The 18,461-nt window shown below is 39.2% G+C and carries 19 protein-coding genes; 17 read left to right on the top strand and 2 right to left on the bottom strand.

What is annotated here, in order from left to right:
• Positions 1 to 112: 112 nt before the first annotated feature.
• The gene (locus J2S06_RS08530; RefSeq protein WP_419152008.1) at positions 113 to 640 is read right to left on the bottom strand and encodes a DUF2529 domain-containing protein; all 528 of its coding nucleotides are present in this window, start codon (positions 638 to 640) and stop codon (positions 113 to 115) included.
• A 521-nt stretch (positions 641 to 1,161) separates the two neighbouring features.
• Here J2S06_RS08530 and J2S06_RS08525 point away from each other — a divergent pair.
• From J2S06_RS08525 to J2S06_RS08485, 9 genes are all read left to right on the top strand, one after another.
• Positions 1,162 to 1,533 carry a response regulator gene (locus J2S06_RS08525; RefSeq protein WP_419152007.1) on the top strand — a complete coding sequence of 124 codons (372 nt, stop codon included), beginning with the start codon at positions 1,162 to 1,164 and terminating at the stop codon, positions 1,531 to 1,533.
• Positions 1,534 to 1,723: 190 nt separating this feature from the next.
• Positions 1,724 to 2,584, top strand: a complete 861-nt coding sequence (locus J2S06_RS08520; RefSeq protein ID WP_419152006.1) for a class II fructose-bisphosphate aldolase — start codon at positions 1,724 to 1,726, stop codon at positions 2,582 to 2,584.
• 276 nt (positions 2,585 to 2,860) lie between these two features.
• Complete coding sequence (gene fsa, locus J2S06_RS08515; protein ID WP_419152005.1) at positions 2,861 to 3,505, top strand: fructose-6-phosphate aldolase; 645 nt, start codon at positions 2,861 to 2,863, stop codon at positions 3,503 to 3,505.
• A gap of 210 nt (positions 3,506 to 3,715) precedes the next feature.
• Complete coding sequence (locus tag J2S06_RS08510) at positions 3,716 to 5,005, top strand: UDP-N-acetylglucosamine 1-carboxyvinyltransferase (RefSeq protein ID WP_419152004.1); 1,290 nt, start codon at positions 3,716 to 3,718, stop codon at positions 5,003 to 5,005.
• Positions 5,006 to 5,088: 83 nt separating this feature from the next.
• A complete protein-coding gene (gene glpX, locus J2S06_RS08505; protein ID WP_044894359.1) occupies positions 5,089 to 6,054 on the top strand; it encodes a class II fructose-bisphosphatase in 966 nt (321 codons plus the stop codon).
• Positions 6,055 to 6,675: 621 nt separating this feature from the next.
• Positions 6,676 to 7,959, top strand: coding sequence for a transcription termination factor Rho (gene rho / locus J2S06_RS08500; RefSeq protein ID WP_044894360.1), 1,284 nt, complete (start codon positions 6,676 to 6,678; stop codon positions 7,957 to 7,959).
• A 159-nt stretch (positions 7,960 to 8,118) separates the two neighbouring features.
• Positions 8,119 to 8,319 (top strand): 50S ribosomal protein L31, encoded by a 201-nt coding sequence (gene rpmE / locus J2S06_RS08495; protein ID WP_044894361.1) that lies wholly within the window; start codon positions 8,119 to 8,121, stop codon positions 8,317 to 8,319.
• Between the two features lie 257 nt (positions 8,320 to 8,576).
• Positions 8,577 to 9,206, top strand: a complete 630-nt coding sequence (locus tag J2S06_RS08490; protein ID WP_044894362.1) for a thymidine kinase — start codon at positions 8,577 to 8,579, stop codon at positions 9,204 to 9,206.
• A 273-nt stretch (positions 9,207 to 9,479) separates the two neighbouring features.
• The gene (locus J2S06_RS08485; protein WP_044894363.1) at positions 9,480 to 9,905 is read left to right on the top strand and encodes a hypothetical protein; all 426 of its coding nucleotides are present in this window, start codon (positions 9,480 to 9,482) and stop codon (positions 9,903 to 9,905) included.
• A gap of 56 nt (positions 9,906 to 9,961) precedes the next feature.
• Here the strand turns inward: J2S06_RS08485 and J2S06_RS08480 are convergent, their stop codons facing one another.
• Positions 9,962 to 10,480: a MerR family transcriptional regulator gene (locus tag J2S06_RS08480; RefSeq protein ID WP_419152003.1), complete on the bottom strand. Its 519-nt coding sequence runs from the start codon at positions 10,478 to 10,480 to the stop codon at positions 9,962 to 9,964.
• Positions 10,481 to 10,853: 373 nt separating this feature from the next.
• Here J2S06_RS08480 and prfA point away from each other — a divergent pair, with 373 nt between their 5' ends.
• The 8 genes from prfA (at position 10,854) to J2S06_RS08440 (ending at position 18,460) form a co-directional block, all read left to right on the top strand.
• Positions 10,854 to 11,924 (top strand): peptide chain release factor 1, encoded by a 1,071-nt coding sequence (gene prfA / locus J2S06_RS08475; protein ID WP_044894365.1) that lies wholly within the window; start codon positions 10,854 to 10,856, stop codon positions 11,922 to 11,924.
• Between the two features lie 2 nt (positions 11,925 to 11,926).
• Complete coding sequence (prmC, locus tag J2S06_RS08470; RefSeq protein WP_419152002.1) at positions 11,927 to 12,781, top strand: peptide chain release factor N(5)-glutamine methyltransferase; 855 nt, start codon at positions 11,927 to 11,929, stop codon at positions 12,779 to 12,781.
• Between the two features lie 190 nt (positions 12,782 to 12,971).
• Positions 12,972 to 13,640: a stage II sporulation protein R gene (spoIIR, locus tag J2S06_RS08465; RefSeq protein ID WP_044894367.1), complete on the top strand. Its 669-nt coding sequence runs from the start codon at positions 12,972 to 12,974 to the stop codon at positions 13,638 to 13,640.
• Positions 13,641 to 13,715: 75 nt separating this feature from the next.
• Entirely contained in the window at positions 13,716 to 14,153 is a 438-nt protein-coding gene (locus J2S06_RS08460) for a GNAT family N-acetyltransferase (protein WP_044894368.1), read from the top strand.
• 171 nt (positions 14,154 to 14,324) lie between these two features.
• Entirely contained in the window at positions 14,325 to 15,380 is a 1,056-nt protein-coding gene (locus tag J2S06_RS08455; protein ID WP_044894370.1) for an L-threonylcarbamoyladenylate synthase, read from the top strand.
• 266 nt (positions 15,381 to 15,646) lie between these two features.
• Positions 15,647 to 16,159, top strand: a complete 513-nt coding sequence (locus J2S06_RS08450; RefSeq protein WP_044749474.1) for a manganese efflux pump MntP — start codon at positions 15,647 to 15,649, stop codon at positions 16,157 to 16,159.
• A gap of 541 nt (positions 16,160 to 16,700) precedes the next feature.
• Positions 16,701 to 17,159 carry a low molecular weight protein arginine phosphatase gene (locus tag J2S06_RS08445; RefSeq protein ID WP_419152001.1) on the top strand — a complete coding sequence of 153 codons (459 nt, stop codon included), beginning with the start codon at positions 16,701 to 16,703 and terminating at the stop codon, positions 17,157 to 17,159.
• 8 nt (positions 17,160 to 17,167) lie between these two features.
• Complete coding sequence (locus J2S06_RS08440; protein WP_200894654.1) at positions 17,168 to 18,460, top strand: methyl-accepting chemotaxis protein; 1,293 nt, start codon at positions 17,168 to 17,170, stop codon at positions 18,458 to 18,460.
• The last annotated feature ends 1 nt before the right edge of the window (position 18,461 follow it).

Raw genomic sequence — 18,461 nt, 5'->3', positions numbered from 1 at the left:
CTTGTATGTTTCGAAATCACATCAAGCTCTCGGTTATCACACTTGCGGGGATCGAGGTGCAGCTAGATTGTAAAAGGTCCAGTTTGTACGCTGCGCGTCAAACGCCATGTGCTTACTCATCATATTCGCTTAAAATTTCTTTTAAAGTAAACGATAAACAATGATAAATATAAAGGGAAATCATAAGTGTTGGGAAGCCAATGCGACCGCCATCATCCGCTGGAATGAACGGCTTCTTTAGTTTCGTATCAATATGAATATCGACAAAATGAAGTAATGTGTCGCGGACTTCTTCTTGTGAAGCCGCTGATACTCCAACGATTTGCACCCCTTTAGCGGACAGTTTTTTGGCTATTTCTACGGCTTTTTCATCTGTGGAAAAACGGCTAAATAGTAAAACACGGTCAGTATTCGTTACGTGATCTAACTCTTTTAGGGCTTTTGCAAACGGGAAGGGCTCCGGACCGTTTAATGCTTCATCTAAAATACCAGCCATTTCATCAGCTCCGTATATATAAATAGAGCCTTCACCTATTGCCGCTTGGGCAAGCAGCCGGGCTCCATCTTCAATTGGAAATTCCTCTTGCTCCAAAATACGATTGAAGTATCCTATTAATTGGGTAGTGAATATTTTTAACATTTCTTCATTCGCTCTCCTTACTTCATAAGCAGTTTTAAAGGTATGTTATCATTATAGCTCGTTTTTGGAATGTAGCAAAAATTGTCGATAAACAACCAAAATAAAAGGAAGGAAATTCATTTTTCACAAAGAATATGTAAACTAGCAATGGAAAATTGTAGGTGTAAAAGCTACTTGCTTATCCTTCACGAACAAAAGAGCTGTTGATTGAAAAATGATCTTTCTTTTTTCAAGATTGTTTTCGCAAACTTTGTATCTATTCGACTGTCCATGAACCGAACAATGCATGTGGTCGGACAAATTACATTTGTCCGACAATCCCCTTCACGCTACACGCGTGGCATAGCAAGCGTACCGCTTGCCGGACAGTCGAAAAGCTAAAGTATAGTAATGCTGCAATCTTTTAGAAAAGAGCCATTTTCAATCTTTCTACGATCTATCGCACCTCTAATAGAGCAAGCAGTAGCTTTTTCGAATGGTTAATAGCAAAAATAACTAAAAATAAATAAGAGGTGTCAAATATGAAAGAAAAAATATTAATTGTGGATGATCAATACGGAATTCGAGTTTTGCTTAATGAAGTGTTTCAAAAAGAAGGATACCAAACATTTCAAGCAGCAAGCGGTTTCCAAGCACTAGATATTTTAGAAAAACATTCTCCTGACCTTGTTCTATTAGATATGAAAATTCCGGGAATGGACGGGATTGAAATTTTAAAGCGTATGAGGGTAGTCAATCCAGATATTCGCGTCATTATCATGACGGCATATGGAGAGCTTGATATGATTCAAGAGGCAAAGGATTTAGGAGCCCTTACTCATTTTCCAAAACCGTTTGATATTGATGATTTACGTCAAGCCGTTAAAAAGTATTTGCCTATCAAATCCAACTAAAATGTTTTCGATTTTAATGTTTTGTCAATTTTGATTCATTCGGATAAGTTGCCGAAATCCATATTAGTTGGTATTCTTATGTATATGAAAAGCTCGCCCTAATACATATGCAAGGTTTGTTCTAGTCAAGCTAGTTTATGGTAAGCTTTTCGGCTTTTTAAAATAGGCTACATAAGGAGGATTTTTTAGCATGCCTTTAGTATCAATGACAGAAATGCTAAATAAAGCAAAAGAAAACGGCTATGCAGTTGGTCAATTCAACCTAAACAACTTAGAATTTACTCAAGCCATTTTACAAGCTGCAGAAGAGGAAAAATCCCCCGTCATTTTAGGGGTTTCTGAGGGCGCTGGCCGCTATATGGGCGGTTTCAAAACGGTTGTGAATATGGTCAAAGGACTTATGGAAGAATACAACATAACCGTTCCTGTCGCCATTCATTTAGATCACGGATCAAGCTTTCAATCTTGTGCAAAAGCGATTCATGCTGGATTCACTTCTGTCATGATCGATGCATCACACCACCCATTTGAAGAAAACGTTGCGTTAACATCTAAAGTAGTTGAACTTGCTCATTTACACGGTGTATCTGTTGAAGCAGAGTTAGGAGTTGTAGGTGGACAAGAAGACGATGTTGTGGCCAACGGTATTATTTATGCAAATCCAGATGAGTGTGAAGAGCTTGTGAAACGTACTGGAATTGATTGCTTAGCACCTGCTTTAGGCTCCGTTCATGGTCCATACAAAGGAGAACCGAAATTAGGCTTTGTGGAAATGGAAGAAATCAGCAATCGTACAGGTGTCCCTCTTGTATTACACGGAGGAACAGGAATTCCAACGAAAGATATTCAAAAAGCCATTTCTTTAGGTACTGCTAAAATTAACGTCAATACAGAAAACCAAATGGCGTCTGCCAAACGTGTACGTGAAGTATTAGCTGAAAATCCAGATCTTTACGATCCAAGAAAATATTTAGGTCCTGCTCGTGAAGCCATTAAAGAAACAGTGATTGGAAAAATGCGTGAATTTGGTTCTTCTGGTAAGGCAGAATAATTGTTCTTGATCAAAAGAAAACGGAAATGCCGGCCATTTTGCTAAATATTGCCCACGTTCTGTGGGCAAATAGCGAAATGTCGATCCTAGCTCCCGCAAAACGAAATGCTTACCTCTCAAGAATTGAGTAGCACTTCAAAAGGTTTATTGACAGAAGAGAGCTAAGCGCTGTACCTAGATCAAAAAGAGTGAAACCGCTCTTTTGTATGAAAAGCAAATGGCGGTTTTATTTCTTGTATTTTCTAGAAAGCGATCACAATTTAGGAGGCCTATTTTATGTTATTTTTCATTGATACAGCAAATATTGACGAAATTAAAGAAGCACAGTCGCTTGGGGTATTATCTGGAGTGACAACAAATCCTAGTTTAGTAGCCAAAGAAAATGTTTCTTTTCATGACCGCCTACGTGAAATTACAAAGGTGGTTTCAGGATCTGTTAGCGCAGAAGTGATTTCAACTAAGGCGGAAGAGATGGTTGAAGAAGGAAAAGAATTAGCCAAAATCGCACCGAATATTACCATTAAAGTTCCAATGACTCCTGATGGGTTGAAAGCAGTTAAAATCTTTTCTGAACAAGGGATTCAAACAAATGTAACACTTATTTTCAGCGCCAACCAAGCCTTATTAGCCGCTCGTGCAGGGGCAACGTATGTATCACCATTTTTAGGTCGTTTAGATGATATTGGTCATAATGGACTAGATTTAATCTCAGAAATTGCTCAAATTTTTGACCTGCATGGAATTGAAACGGAAATTATTGCTGCATCCATCCGCCACCCACAACATGTAACAGAAGCTGCCCTCCGTGGTGCCCATATTGCAACAGTTCCTTATAAAGTTTTATGGCAATTATTTAAACATCCGTTAACAGATCAAGGAATTGAAAAATTTCTAGCTGACTGGAACAATGCAAATAAATAATTGATGAATGGATTGTTCCCAAACGAATAATGGGAACAATCCATTGTTTTGAAAGGTTCGTACATAAAAAATCTTGGATGCATAGTATGCTTCTTTCTTTGATTGGCAATTATTTTGAAAAAAGAGGTCATTTCAGCAAAATGAAGTTTATTAAAGAAAAAGCAGCGCTCGTTTTCTTTAATAAGCTCTGATAGAAGAAGGGAGACTACCATGGAAAAATTAAAAGTAGCAGGTGGTTATCCGTTAGAAGGCACGGTGAAAATTAGTGGAGCAAAAAACAGCGCAGTCGCACTAATACCCGCAACAATTTTAGCCGAATCCCCCGTTACGATTGAAGGGCTGCCGAACATTTCAGATGTTCAAATTTTAGGTGGATTACTAGAGGAGATTGGCGGTAAAATTACTTTTGAAAAGGATAAAATCATCGTCGATCCTTCTAATATGATTTCAATGCCTTTACCAAACGGAAAAGTCAAAAAACTAAGAGCCTCCTATTATTTAATGGGAGCGATGCTCGGCCGTTTTAAAAAAGCGGTTATTGGACTGCCTGGTGGCTGTCATCTTGGTCCGCGTCCGATTGATCAACATATTAAAGGGTTTGAAGCATTAGGTGCTACTGTTACAAATGAACAAGGAGCTATTTATTTACGGGCTGAAGAACTGAAGGGTGCGAGAATTTACCTCGATGTTGTAAGTGTAGGCGCAACTATTAACATTATGTTAGCTGCTGTGTTAGCTAAAGGACGGACAATTATAGAAAATGCTGCAAAAGAACCAGAAATTATTGATGTTGCTACTTTGCTTTCTAGTATGGGAGCAAAAATTAAAGGAGCTGGAACCGATGTCATCCGCATAGATGGAGTTGAGAAGCTTCATGGATGCCGCCATTCTATTATCCCTGACCGCATTGAAGCCGGTACGTATGTGATTATAGGGGCTTCAATGGCTAAAGAACTTATCGTAGATAATGTGATCCCGTTGCACTTAGAATCTTTGATTGCCAAGCTAAGGGAAATGGGGATCCATATTGAGACGAGCGATGATCAAATTTATATTGTTGGCCGTCAAAATGAATTAAAGCCAGTCGATATTAAAACACTTGTTTATCCTGGATTTCCAACGGACCTGCAGCAACCGTTTACGTCATTGTTAACAAAGGTAAATGGTACAAGTGTGATTACAGATACAATCTATTCTTCGCGATTCAAACATATTGATGAATTACGAAGAATGGGAGCAAACGTCAAAGTAGAAGGGCGTTCTGCTATTATTACAGGCCCGTCAAAGCTGCAAGGAGCAAAAGTAAAAGCAAGCGATCTCCGCGCTGGGGCTGCGTTAGTAGCCGCTGGATTAATGGCGGAAGGGGTCACAGAAATTACAGGTCTTGAACATATTGACCGCGGTTACAGTCATATAGAAGATAAGCTAAATGGTTTAGGTGCAAAAGTTTGGCGTGAAAAAATGACAGATAGAGAAATTGAACAAATACGAAATGCTTAATTGGAAAAATAGATCGGAATCACAGGTTATCGATCATATTTTTTTACAATGTTCTGTGGACAACTTAGGGGAGGAGCATGATTATGGAAAGAAGTTTAACGATGGAATTAGTACGTGTAACGGAAGCAGCTGCTCTTGCATCAGCACGATGGATGGGACGCGGTAAAAAAGATGAAGCGGACGGTGCAGCAACAGAGGCGATGCGGGATGTTTTTGACACGGTTCCAATGAAAGGGACGGTCGTTATTGGAGAAGGTGAGATGGATGAAGCGCCAATGCTTTATATCGGTGAGAAGCTAGGAACGGGTTACGGCCCACGTGTAGACGTAGCTGTTGACCCGCTTGAAGGGACAAACATTGTCGCATCAGGTGGCTGGAATGCACTTGCTGTCATTGCCGTTGCGGATCATGGAAATATGCTGCACGCTCCGGATATGTATATGGATAAAATCGCTGTCGGACCAGAGGCGGTTGGCTATATTGACATTGAAGCACCGATTATCGACAATTTAAAAGCGGTAGCAAAAGCGAAAAATAAAGACATTGAAGATGTCGTAGCAACGGTTTTAAATCGTGAACGCCATCAGCATATCATCCATCAATTACGCGAGGCTGGAGCACGCATTAAATTAATTAATGACGGCGATGTGGCAGGAGCTATCAATACAGCATTTGATCATACAGGTGTTGATATTTTGTTCGGTTCTGGAGGTGCTCCAGAAGGTGTTTTAGCAGCTGTTGCTTTAAAATGTTTAGGTGGGGAAATTCAAGGAAAACTTCTTCCGCAAAACGATCAAGAGTTAGAGCGCTGTAAAAAGATGGGCATTGATGTGAATAAAGTATTAAGAATGGAAGACTTAGTGAAAGGTGACGATGCCATTTTTGCTGCCACTGGTGTAACAGATGGGGAATTATTAAGAGGCGTTCAATTTAAAGGTTCAATCGGGACCACTCATTCTGTTGTTATGCGTGCAAAATCTGGCACAGTGAGATTTATTGATGGACGGCACTCATTAAAGAAAAAGCCAAATCTTGTCATTAAACCATGAAGCTTTGCTTAAGTTTTCATTAAAAGCGGGAGGTTTGATCTTCCGATTGCCTTTCGACTTTTAAGAATTGTTTAACATCTTTTTCAAAACAAACTTCTATCATTGGGATGAGGGGAAATTTACGTTTATCGCTTTTCCTCTAAAACAGCTCACCTCCTATCAAAAAGGATGACTAATGATATCAAAAATTGTTTATTTGTAAGGCTTTTGTCTAAAAGATTTTGCTTTACCACAGCTTTTCGACTGTCCAGGCAAGCGGCACGCTTGCTATGTCACACTTAGTGTGACGTGAACCGAACAAAAGGCGGTGGTCGGATAAAATTACATTTGTCCGACCACGTGCTTTGTTCGGTTCATGGACAGTCGAAAAGCAAAAAAGTTTACGAAAACAGCCATTTGTAAAAACCAAAAATATATTGCGAAAAGTAATAAAATACGGTAAAACTAAAGAGTCCATAAAAAGTATAAAGAGAAAAAGTCTGCTTATCTAAACTTCCTGCTTCCTTCCTTCTCTATCCATTTATCCATTTTCATTGATTGACAAGATAAATATGGGTGGAAATGACGATTCTTCGCATAAAACAATCAACAAATAAAGAGTGAGAAAAGTGTGGTGTGGTCATGAGTGAAATTTCGATTGCAACTCTGGAAAATATGAAATTAAAAGAGTTGTATGAGTTAGCAAGAGAATATAAAATTTCCTATTACAGTAAATTAACAAAAAAAGAGCTAATTTTTGCGATTTTAAAAGCGAATGCCGAACAAGAAGACCTTCTCTTTATGGAAGGTGTACTCGAAATTATTCAATCTGAAGGATTCGGTTTTTTACGTCCAATCAATTATTCTCCAAGTGCTGAGGATATTTATATTTCAGCTTCGCAAATTCGTCGATTTGACTTAAGAAACGGCGATAAAGTTTCAGGAAAAGTTCGACCTCCTAAAGAAAATGAACGATATTATGGATTACTGCACGTTGAGGCCGTAAACGGCGACGATCCTGAATCGGCGAAAGAAAGGGTTCACTTCCCTGCTTTAACCCCGTTATATCCAGATCGGCAAATGAAATTGGAGACAGATTCGTCTAATTTATCAACGAGAATCATGGATTTAATTGCACCTGTTGGTTTCGGGCAGCGCGGTTTAATTGTGGCTCCACCAAAGGCTGGAAAAACGATGCTATTAAAAGAAATAGCAAATAGCATTACGACAAACCATCCAGATGCGGAATTAATAGTCCTTTTAATTGATGAACGTCCTGAAGAGGTGACGGATATTGAACGCTCTGTCAAAGGAGATGTCGTAAGCTCAACGTTTGATGAGGTTCCAGAAAACCACATTAAAGTAGCGGAGCTCGTATTGGAGCGTGCGATGCGTTTAGTTGAGCATAAGCGCGATGTGGTCATCTTGATGGACTCCATTACTCGTCTTGCAAGGGCATATAACCTCGTCATTCCGCCAAGCGGACGGACTCTATCTGGCGGTATTGACCCAGCTGCCTTCCATCGACCGAAACGATTTTTTGGAGCTGCACGAAATATTGAAGAAGGCGGTAGCTTAACAATTTTAGCAACTGCACTAGTGGATACTGGATCGCGTATGGATGATGTTATTTATGAAGAATTTAAAGGAACAGGAAATATGGAGCTTCATCTTGACCGTTCGCTAGCAGAAAAGCGTATTTTCCCTGCAATTGATATTCGTCGTTCTGGCACTCGAAAGGAAGAGCTGTTAATTCCTAAAGATCATTTAGAAATGCTTTGGGCGATTCGAAAAACAATGTCTGACCAACCGGATTTTGCGGAACGGTTCTTAAAGAAATTACGTCAAACTAAGTCAAATGAAGAATTTTTTGAAATGCTTAAAGAAGAATGGAAAGCAACAGGAGTAGGAACGAAAGGTTTATAAGGAGATTTAACAATTTTTTTCGGTATCTTGCATTTCACGAAAAGGCTTGATATAATTTCATCATGTGTATTTCAGACATTGAAGCGTGATTTTCGATCACGTTTCTATAATAGATAACTCTGTTTCGAAATGATTCAGGGCGAAAAGGAGATGAATAGAATGAAACCAGGCATTCACCCAGAATACAAAAAGGTTTTGGTGAAATGTGCTTGCGGTAATGAATTCGAAAGCGGTTCTGTAAAAGATGAGGTGCGTGTTGAGATTTGTTCTGAATGCCATCCATTCTATACAGGACGTCAAAAATTTGCTACTGCAGCTGGACGTGTAGATAAATTTAACAAAAAATACGGCCTTAAATAATATTCAAACGGTTCAAAACAGGCAAGCTTCTACATCTTGCCTGTTTTTTTCACGTAAAAAGGGATCATTTAGCAAATCGTTTGGAAAACAGTAAAATATATAAGCGAATGGTAAAAGATGACGATCCATCCATCTTGCTCCCAATGGAAAGTAAAATGGCCGACAGCCAATGAAATTTACCCAAAAAATGAAAGATGCTCGTACAATTACATAAAGGATTTAAGCGAGAGAGCTAAAACCGAAAAGGAGTTGTCACCATGTATATAATGAACCAAAAGGGATGGCTTGAAATGATATGTGGCAGTATGTTCTCGGGTAAATCAGAAGAGCTCATTCGCCGAGTAAGACGAGCCCAATTGGCAAAACAGCAAGTATGTGTGTTTAAGCCTATCATTGATAACAGATATAGTGAGGAAGAAGTCGTCTCTCATAATGGAACATCCATTACATGCAAACCCATTTCCACATCAAGAGAGATTTTAGATTTTGTCAAAAAAGAAACAGAAGTCGTTGCAATTGATGAAGTTCAGTTTTTTGATGAAGGCATTATCGACGTTGTCTCATTTTTGGCCAATCAAGGACATCGTGTAATTGCTGCTGGATTAGATCAAGATTTCCGCGGCGAACCATTTGGACCAGTACCAGAATTAATGGCTATTGCAGAAATCGTGACAAAGCTTCATGCGGTTTGCTCCATATGTGGCTCACCAGCAAGCCGTACACAGCGCCTAATTAATGGAAAACCTGCCTCTTATCATGACCCTGTTATTCTTGTAGGTGCTGCGGAAACGTACGAAGCACGTTGCCGACACCATCATGAAGTACCGGGAAAGCCAAAAACATCGATGATGAATGAAACGATGAGTATCGTGAAAAATAAAGCGTGATCACCTGGCTATACGTTCTGCTTTTTATTGCCAATCATTTTGAAGAATGAACAAAAAAGAAAATCGGGCACCATAAGAAAGAGGAGGTGCCTCAGTTATTAAAAAAGAAATTTTTCAGACTGAATGAAAACGCTTGTCATTCGAGGCACGAGCCCGATGAGAAGCGGAGTTACCAAGTACGGTAATGAGCATTCGAAGAGGGCGAAGTAACAAAGAATGCAAGCGTTTGTCAACAGTCTGGGGCACCATAAGAAAGAGGAGGTGCCTTACATCATGAAAAAGTTGCTATTTTTTTGTATGGTGATCTTTTTGCTTTCAGGCTGTGGAGTAAAGCAGTATTCACAAAGCGATACGTTTGAGCAAGATCAAAATGGAATGAGACTCATGACAAAAGGGAACGTTCTACAAAACAATGATAACAATGTTGACTATTCAACACAAAATCCGTTAGTCGACATATCCAACAGCCCTCTCCATACAAATGAAGATCAAGAGCAAATAGAAAATGTCCTAGGAATGGAAAAAGGCTATTGGTTAGCATCTATGTGGACCAATGGAAAAAATGCTTGGATTACTGTTTATACTTCCAATAAAATGACAAGAGCAGAGATGAGGAAAAAGGAGCAGCAACTTCAGTATCAATTTAAGCAAGCGTTGCCACGATATGATATTCACGTAAACTTGCAATACAAAAAATAAACTCGTTCAAGCTTTTTGAGCGAGTTTTTTCGTTCACTCAGCAAACTCTCGGGTATTTACACTCCAAAGAAAATGGAGCTGATCAAACTTTTTCGCGGAGGTTTTGGAGATTGCTTTCTCTTTTCATCCAACACGTATACGTTTTCCTCCTGTTTCGGCTTCTGCTGTTCCGATTTCATGATTTTCATTTCTAGCTGTTCAATGCGTTTTTGTAATTCTTCCATTTCTTGTCGATGCTGCAAAAGCTGATAGGAGACAACATCATCCGCTTTTTGATTAACCATGAATTCAAGCTCTTGTAATTTTGACCAAATTTTCTCCGTGTCATCAGATGAAAACCGTTTAAGATTTTCATTACCATGTTCTTTTTTCATTGGAACGTTGACGGTTAGATCTTTCATCGATACACCATTTTGAATTTGCTTATGAATATCTTTTAGTAATTCGATATCTTCCTCGGCAAAAATGTAGTGTCCGAGTTCATTCCGCACCATTGGAAGCTTGAGCTGCTTAACCCAGCGTTGCACAGTTTTTGGCGACACTCCTATTTTTTTGGCAGCTGTTGTAGTGTTCATCTACATATCCTCCTTTGATCTTAACATTTAAGTAATCATATTCGTGACCAATCAATTTGTCCCTTCCTGTTTGACAAAACAAGTGGCCATTCGCCAAAGAAAGTAATGTTCGGAAAAGATTCATGGATAATCGACATCACCATCTCATTTGACAATATAGGAGGGGATGGGCTTGTTTGAAAAAATTTTTTCTCTTTTCACAAGCTTGACATAGCAAGCGTGTCACTTGCTTCAGACAGTCGAAAAGCTATAGTAAAGCAACAATCTTTGCGAAAAGAGCCTTTCACAATAAACGAACTTCATTTGCTTTTGACGGTTTTCCTCCCCTATACTATAATTATCATGTTATGGATTAAATTTGAGGTGAAGGCTCGTGTTAGATCGTTTACAAGCAGTCGAAGAACGCTACGAAAAATTAAATCAGCTTTTAATGGATCCAGATGTGGTAAATGATCCGAAAAAGCTTCGTGAATATTCAAAGGAACAATCTGAATTACAAGAAACGGTTGAAGTATACAGAGAGTATAAATCTGTGAAAGAGCAGATTGATGATGCGAAAGCGATGCTAGAAGAAAAACTTGATGCAGAAATGCGGGAAATGGTCAAAGAGGAGCTCGCTGATTTACAAAAACGAGAAGAAGAATTAGTAGAGCGTTTAAAAGTATTACTGCTCCCGAAAGATCCAAATGATGATAAAAACGTCATCATGGAAATCCGTGGTGCTGCAGGCGGGGAAGAGGCTGCATTATTTGCTGCAGATTTATATCGCATGTATAGCCGTTATGCTGAAGATAAGGGCTGGAAAACAGAAGTGATGGAGGCGAACAGCACAGGTACGGGTGGATATAAAGAAATCATTTTCATGATAACTGGTAAAGGTGCGTATTCACGGTTGAAATATGAGAGCGGTGCTCACCGTGTTCAGCGCGTTCCGGAAACGGAATCCGGCGGTCGGATCCATACTTCAACTGCAACGGTTGCCTGTCTGCCAGAAGCTGAAGAGGTTGAAGTGGAGATTCATGAAAAAGATATTCGTGTAGATACCTTTGCTTCAAGCGGACCGGGAGGACAAAGTGTTAATACAACGATGTCTGCTGTTCGTTTAACACACATCCCAACAGGAATCGTCGTTTCCTGCCAGGATGAAAAATCGCAAATCAAAAATAAAGAAAAGGCGATGAAAGTTTTACGTGCTCGTATTTATGATAAATATCAGCAGGAGGCACAGGCCGAGTATGATCAAACGAGAAAGATGGCTGTTGGTACAGGAGACCGCTCTGAACGGATTCGTACTTATAACTTCCCGCAAAACCGCGTAACTGACCACCGTATTGGCTTAACCATCCAAAAGCTTGATCAAATTTTAGAAGGGAAATTAGATGAAATCATTGATGCCCTAATTATGGAAGATCAAGCAAAAAAGCTAGAGCAAGCGGGGGAATAGCTGTGCCGCAAGTATTTGAAGCCCTTAAATGGGCTTCTTCTTTTTTACAAAATGCGGGAAGGGAAGAAAACGCTGCAGAGCTTTTAATTTGTCATCATTTACAGATGACACGTGCCCAGCTGCTCGCAAATATGCGAACATCGATCCGAGAAGAGGTTTGGCAGTCCTTTCAACATGATGTGTATAAACACGCCAGTGGGGTTCCTGTTCAATATTTAATCGGCTATGAACAGTTTTACGGCCGCTCCTTTATAGTGAATAAAGAAGTGTTAATTCCAAGGCCAGAAACAGAAGAATTAGTTTACGGAATTCTCGAGCGTACAAATGAGATATTTGCGAATGAAAAGGAAATCAACGTTGTAGATGTTGGGACCGGCAGCGGTGTCATCGCGATTACTCTTGCTCTTGAAAACGAACGGATGAACGTAACTGGAATTGATATTGCTTATGAGTCGCTAAAAGTGGCAAAAGAAAACAGTAAACGCTTAAATGCTTCCGTCCGCTTTATACAAGGTGATTTGCTTCAGCCATTCATCAAAGCAGGAGAAAAAGTTGATATAGTTGTGTCCAACCCGCCTTATATTCCAGATGAGGAAATTCTTTCGCTTTCTGCCGTCGTAAAGGATTTTGAACCGAAGCGAGCACTTGCTGGAGGTCCGGATGGGCTTCATTTTTACCGCCGCCTTGTGAAAGAAATTCCCTATGTGATCAAATCAAAAGCATTTATTGGTTTTGAAATTGGGCACGGCCAAGGAGCAGATGTTGCCAATATGATTGAGCAAGCGTTTCCGGAAGCGAAAGTCGAAATCGTAAATGATATAAATGGAAATGAGCGAATCGTGTTTGCTGCGCTTTAATCCCAAAAGGCTGTTTTGCTTGAGAAAGGCAGAACAGCCTTATTTTTCGGGCGTGTTCAATCATGCTTCATGTATTGAAAGATTATTTTATTCTATGATTTATCGAATCTATTTTTCTAGATTTTTAAAAATAGAAGGTTTAAGAAATCCTCACTCTGACCATAATGACGAATGAAGGGAGAGGGGATGAATGAAGAAACAAGCTTTAGTTCTTATTTATATTTTATTATTATTAATCGGCGGACTATTAACAGCTTTTGATTCACCGACAGAAGCGAGAGGAAATACAGGAGTGGTAGTCATTCCAAATGAGGCGATTCGACTTCGCATTTTAGCTAATAGTGATTCAGAAAAAGACCAGCAATTAAAACGGAAAATCCGTGATGCAATCAATGGTGAAGTAAGTACATGGGTGCAGGACGTAACATCCATCGATAAAGCTAGACAAATCATTCGCAAGCGGTTACCGGAAATTGAAACAATCGTCCAAACAGTATTAGAGGAAGAAAATCGTCAGCAATCTTTTACCGTTGATTTTAACAAAGTTCAATTTCCGACAAAGCTTTACGGAAACTATTTATATCCAGCAGGGAATTATGAAGCAATTTTAGTGACATTAGGCGAAGGGAAAGGAGCCAATTGGTGGTGTGTGTTATTTCCGCCATTATGCTTTCTCGATTTTTCCAATAGTGAAGCCGTTCGTGCCGAAGAGGCCAATCGTGATGATCAGGAATTAAATACTGAAAAAGAGTTGAAAGTTGTAGAAAAGCTTGTGACAAGAGAAGAAGAGAATTCTAGTCAAGTAGAAGTCAAATTTTTTTTAGTTGAGTGGTTTACGAATTTATTTTCGAAAAGCTAAAAATAGGGAATAAAACATTTGCCCTCTCATAGATTTATTACGAGATGAAGGTTGTACGTAAAGCGAGGGGAAGTCATGTTTTATTCGTTAAGAATGGCCGAACGTAAAGATTTAGAAGTGATGAAGCAATTTGTAGGGAAGGCTGGGATATCAACAGAGGGCTTCGAACAGATCATTGATCAATTTGTTCTTTTGGAAAGTGATGAACAAAACATTGTGGGCTGTCTTGGAATGGAATTAATTGGCCAAGATGGGCTGCTTCGGTCCCTTGTTATTTCTGATCAACTAAATCAAGCCCATCTTGCCGCTCTCTTAAAAAGTATTGATGCATTAAAGGAACGAAAAAAGGTTCGGAGCGTCTATTTAATGACAAACAAGCAAACATCTATTGAATTTTTAGAAATATTAGGCTTTCGACAAATAAATGTCGATCAATTGCCGGAGCATTTAAGCAATTGTCAACATGTAAAGCAAACACTTCAAAGTGACCATGCAACATTTATGGTAAAATAAGATAGGAATTGTGGGTAACAGTACTTACCCACAAAGTTATCCACTATTAACAGCAGCTTTATCCACAAATTGTGGATAAAGCTTGTTTATTTGGCAATTTTACCTTATCCTTCACAAAGGATAAACTATACTATGATTGGAATAGATGTGAATAAAGGAGTAGACATCGTAATGGATACAAAAATATGGGTTGTGGATCGTGTGGATAAAAATGTTGCCGCCACTTCGCCGCAAATCATAGAGGCAGCATCATATCTGAAGAAAGGAGAGGTTGTCGCTTTTCCGACAGAAACAGTCTATGGATTAGGGGCGAATGCAAGGTCGGATGATGCGGTGTTGAAAATATATGAGGCAAAAGGAAGACCAAGCGATAATCCGCTTATTGTCCACATTGCTGATTCAAAACAATTACAGGAATTTGTCCAAGAAATACCTGATTATGCGCAAAAATTAATAGAGCATTTTTGGCCGGGGCCGCTCACGCTCGTACTGCCGAAAAAAAATGGGTTATCCACATACGTAACAGCAGGTTTAGAAACCGTGGCTGTACGCATGCCGGCACATCCTGTCGCTCTTGCTTTGTTGAAAGCTTCCCAACTGCCGATTGCTGCCCCAAGTGCAAATCTTTCAGGAAAACCGAGTCCAACGTTAGCGAAGCATGTTGAGCAGGATTTAAAAGGACGTATTGCAGGAATTGTCGACGGTGGACCCACTGGTGTAGGAGTAGAGTCAACAGTAGTTGACTGTACAGAGGAAATTCCGGTGATTTTGCGACCTGGCGGTGTATCAAAAGAGGAGATAGAGGCTATCATTGGACAAGTCTGTTATGATCAAAATATATTAGATGAATCACAAAAGCCAAAATCACCAGGTATGAAATATACTCATTATGCACCAGATGCGCCATTAACGATTGTAGACGGCAGCCCAGAATTTTTACAGTCGTTTATTAATAGAGAAAAAAGAAATGGAAAACGTGTTGGCGTATTAACAACAGAAGAAAACAAGGATAAGTATGAGGCAGATCGAATCATTATATGTGGAAAAAGAAGTGATCTCAAAACCGTTGCCGCTCATTTGTATGATGCCTTGCGCAAATTTAATGAGGAACCACTAGATGTCTTATTTAGTGAATCCTTCCCGCGAGAAGGGGTTGGACAAGCGATTATGAATCGTTTATTAAAAGCTGCTGGACATAAAATCGTGGCACAATCAAGATTCGAATAGTTCTTTTCATTTTTATTGGCCAAATAAGTTGAAATTTTGTTCTACACTCAGCCGATTACTGGCCACATTGCATCGCATTTGCTTGTATGGGGAAGCAAAAATATATATACAACTGGGAGATTGAACTTATGGCTGACGAAAAAAAGACTCCCTATTTTTTCGACTGTCGAAAGAGAAGTCATAATCTCCTTTGGATACGCATACGTTGAATTAGGCGTGTCCAAGGAGGTTTTTTGATATTGGGAACATTTTCAACGTTATGGATCATGGCAATAGCTCTTGGAATGGATGCTTTTTCAGTCGGATTAGGCATGGGGCTTATTCGAATAAAACTTCGCCAAATCTTTCATATCGGAGTAACCATTGGCTTATTTCATATGATGATGCCTCTTTTGGGGATTATACTTGGAAGGCTGATGACACAAAAGCTAGGACAAGTAGCAACCTATACAGGAGGAAGCTTATTGCTTATTTTAGGAATTCAAATGATTTATGCTTCGTTTCGAAAGAATGAAACTCCTTTGATCACGCCAAGTGGTCTTGGTTTAATTCTTTTTTCATTAAGTGTAAGCCTTGACAGCTTTTCCGTTGGGTTAAGCCTTGGAATATATGGTACGGATATCGTTTCAACCATTTTCATGTTCGGCTTTGTCAGCATGGTGTTAACATGGTGCGGATTATTTATCGGAAAACGGGTGAAAAACTGGCTGGGCACTTATAGTGAAGGAATTGGCGGCTGTATTTTATTGGCGTTTGGAGTAAAATTATTGTTCTTATAATTACGCTAAAGCGTCTGTATTCACGCTTTTTTTTTGCGGCTGTTTACGTAAACTGTGTCGCTTGCCTGGACAGTTGAAAAGCTAAGGTTGTAAAGCAACAATCTTATAGAAAAGAGACTTTTTGGAAAATGGAAAAAATTTATGAAATCATAAGAGAACAATTTCACAAACGTTTTCATTGGATTATAATAATATAAGTAGATTTGTTATTTTTCACAAGTGTTGATTATCCATTATTTTACTTAAACATACAGAATCGTATGGCTGAACACAAGCTTTTCTGCCACATCCCTCGAACAAGAACGCCAGCGGGCAAATTCATTTGCCCGAAAAGCGTTCATTGTTCGAGAAGGGCATGCGTATAGCATGCCCAGTCGGTAAGCGATTCGCTTGCCGACTTCGGCAGAAAAGCTAGAAATAGAGCCATCCCAACTGGTTATTATTGGTTAATCAACACGCCTGGTTATTTTTTTCTTTACGAAATCTTTGAAGTAGCAGATGGAATGGCTGATCGTAATTGGAGCATAAAGGAGGCTGAAATGTGCAAAAAAATATATTGTTTGTTTGTACAGGAAATACGTGCCGAAGTCCGATGGCGGAAGCCCTTTTCAGACATCGATATAAAGATGAGGATATACATGTAAAGTCAGCGGGTGTGTTTGCAATGGATGGAAGTGATGCCTCAGATCATACGAAGGCAGTACTGGAAGAAAAGGGGATTGCAATGAACCATCGTTCTTCTCAGCTTACAGACGATTTAGTAAATTGGGCTTCTTACATATTGACGATGACAAAAAACCATAAAGAACTTGTTATTCATCATTTCCCTCATGCAAAAGAAAAAACATTTACACTGTCTGAATTTGTATCAGATCAAAATGAAGATATAACGGATATTATCGATCCATTTGGCGGGTCAGTTGACATTTACAGGAAAACATTTGCAGAATTAAGTGAGAAAATTGAAAAATTGATCATAAAATTGAAGGGAATCCAATAGGAGGGGAAATTGTGAACACCCGAAAACGATATAAATTTAGCCTCCAGCGCAAGCTTGTCTTATTTGTTGTGGCCCTTGCTTTAATCACCTATTCAACTAGCGCTTTTTTCATTTATATCATATATGATTTTGTGAAACAATATATTGCGGAAGCACCGTTTACGATCATCACGCTATCACTTGGAATTATTTGGTCAGGAATTTTGGCTTATTTTGCAGCATGGTTTATTACGAAGCCATTAGAACGACTTGAAAAATCGGCTATGGAAGCGGCGAATGGCAATATTAAAGACGATGTTCCGATCTTTAAAAGTGATGATGAAATTCGGGCGTTAAGTCTTGCTTTCAATGAAATGCTAGCCAATTTGCGAGACATGGTTCGCCAAATCGAAACAAATTTTAAACAGACAAATCAACAAGTTCAACATATTCATTTAGCGACAGAGGAAGCGGAAAAACAAGCTCAAAGTATTACATATAACATTCAAGAAATTTCATTAGGTGCTGATCAATCGGCAGCTTCGATCCAAGAAACGGCTGAAGCGGTTGAAGACGTTGTCAGTTTAGCAAGCAAAGTAGAGGCTGAAGCGAAAAAATCAGAGCAAATGTCAAATGAAATGGTTGAATCACTTGATCAAAGCAAAAAAGTATTTCATTCGTTAATTACAGGAATTCATACCTTAGCAGAAAAAAATGAACATTCTATTCAATTAGTACAGCGACTAGAAAATAATGCGAAACAGGTTGAAAAGATCGTATCACTTGTCGGAGATCTGGCCGATCAAACGAATTTGCTAGCTTTAAATGCTTCCATTGAGGCCGCAAGAGCAGGTGAACATGGAAAAGGATTTGCAGTAGTAGCCCAAGAAGTTCGTAAATTGGCAGATGAAAGTGCGAAAGCGGTTCAAGATATTTCATCATTAATTCAAAATATTCAAAATGAAGTGAATCGCGTTGTCGTTCAAATTCGTGAACAAGTTACAGTGGCACGAGATGAAGTGAAGAAGGGGAAGGAAAGTGAACGCAAGCTAGAGGAAATGGGTCATACGATATTAAAAGTAGCGGAAGCTGTCAAACAAATTAGTGATCTTGTAAAACAACAAATGGAGAGCATCCAACAAACAAGTGCTCAATCAGAGGAAGTAGCGGCTATCGCTGAAGAAACATCTGCCGGAGCGCAAGAGGTCACACGAGCCGTTGAAGATCAAACGAAAAATATCGAAAATATTAATGATTTAACAAAAATACTTGCCGAAAGCAGTGAACAGTTGAAAAAAACGATTGAACGCTTTACATATTAGA

The sequence above is a fragment of the Bacillus alveayuensis genome (assembly GCA_030812955.1).
Lineage (GTDB): Bacteria > Bacillota > Bacilli > Bacillales > Aeribacillaceae > Bacillus_CB > Bacillus_CB alveayuensis.
Note: the sequence above shows the minus strand (reverse complement) of the source record. Positions and strands in the feature narration are given on the sequence as shown.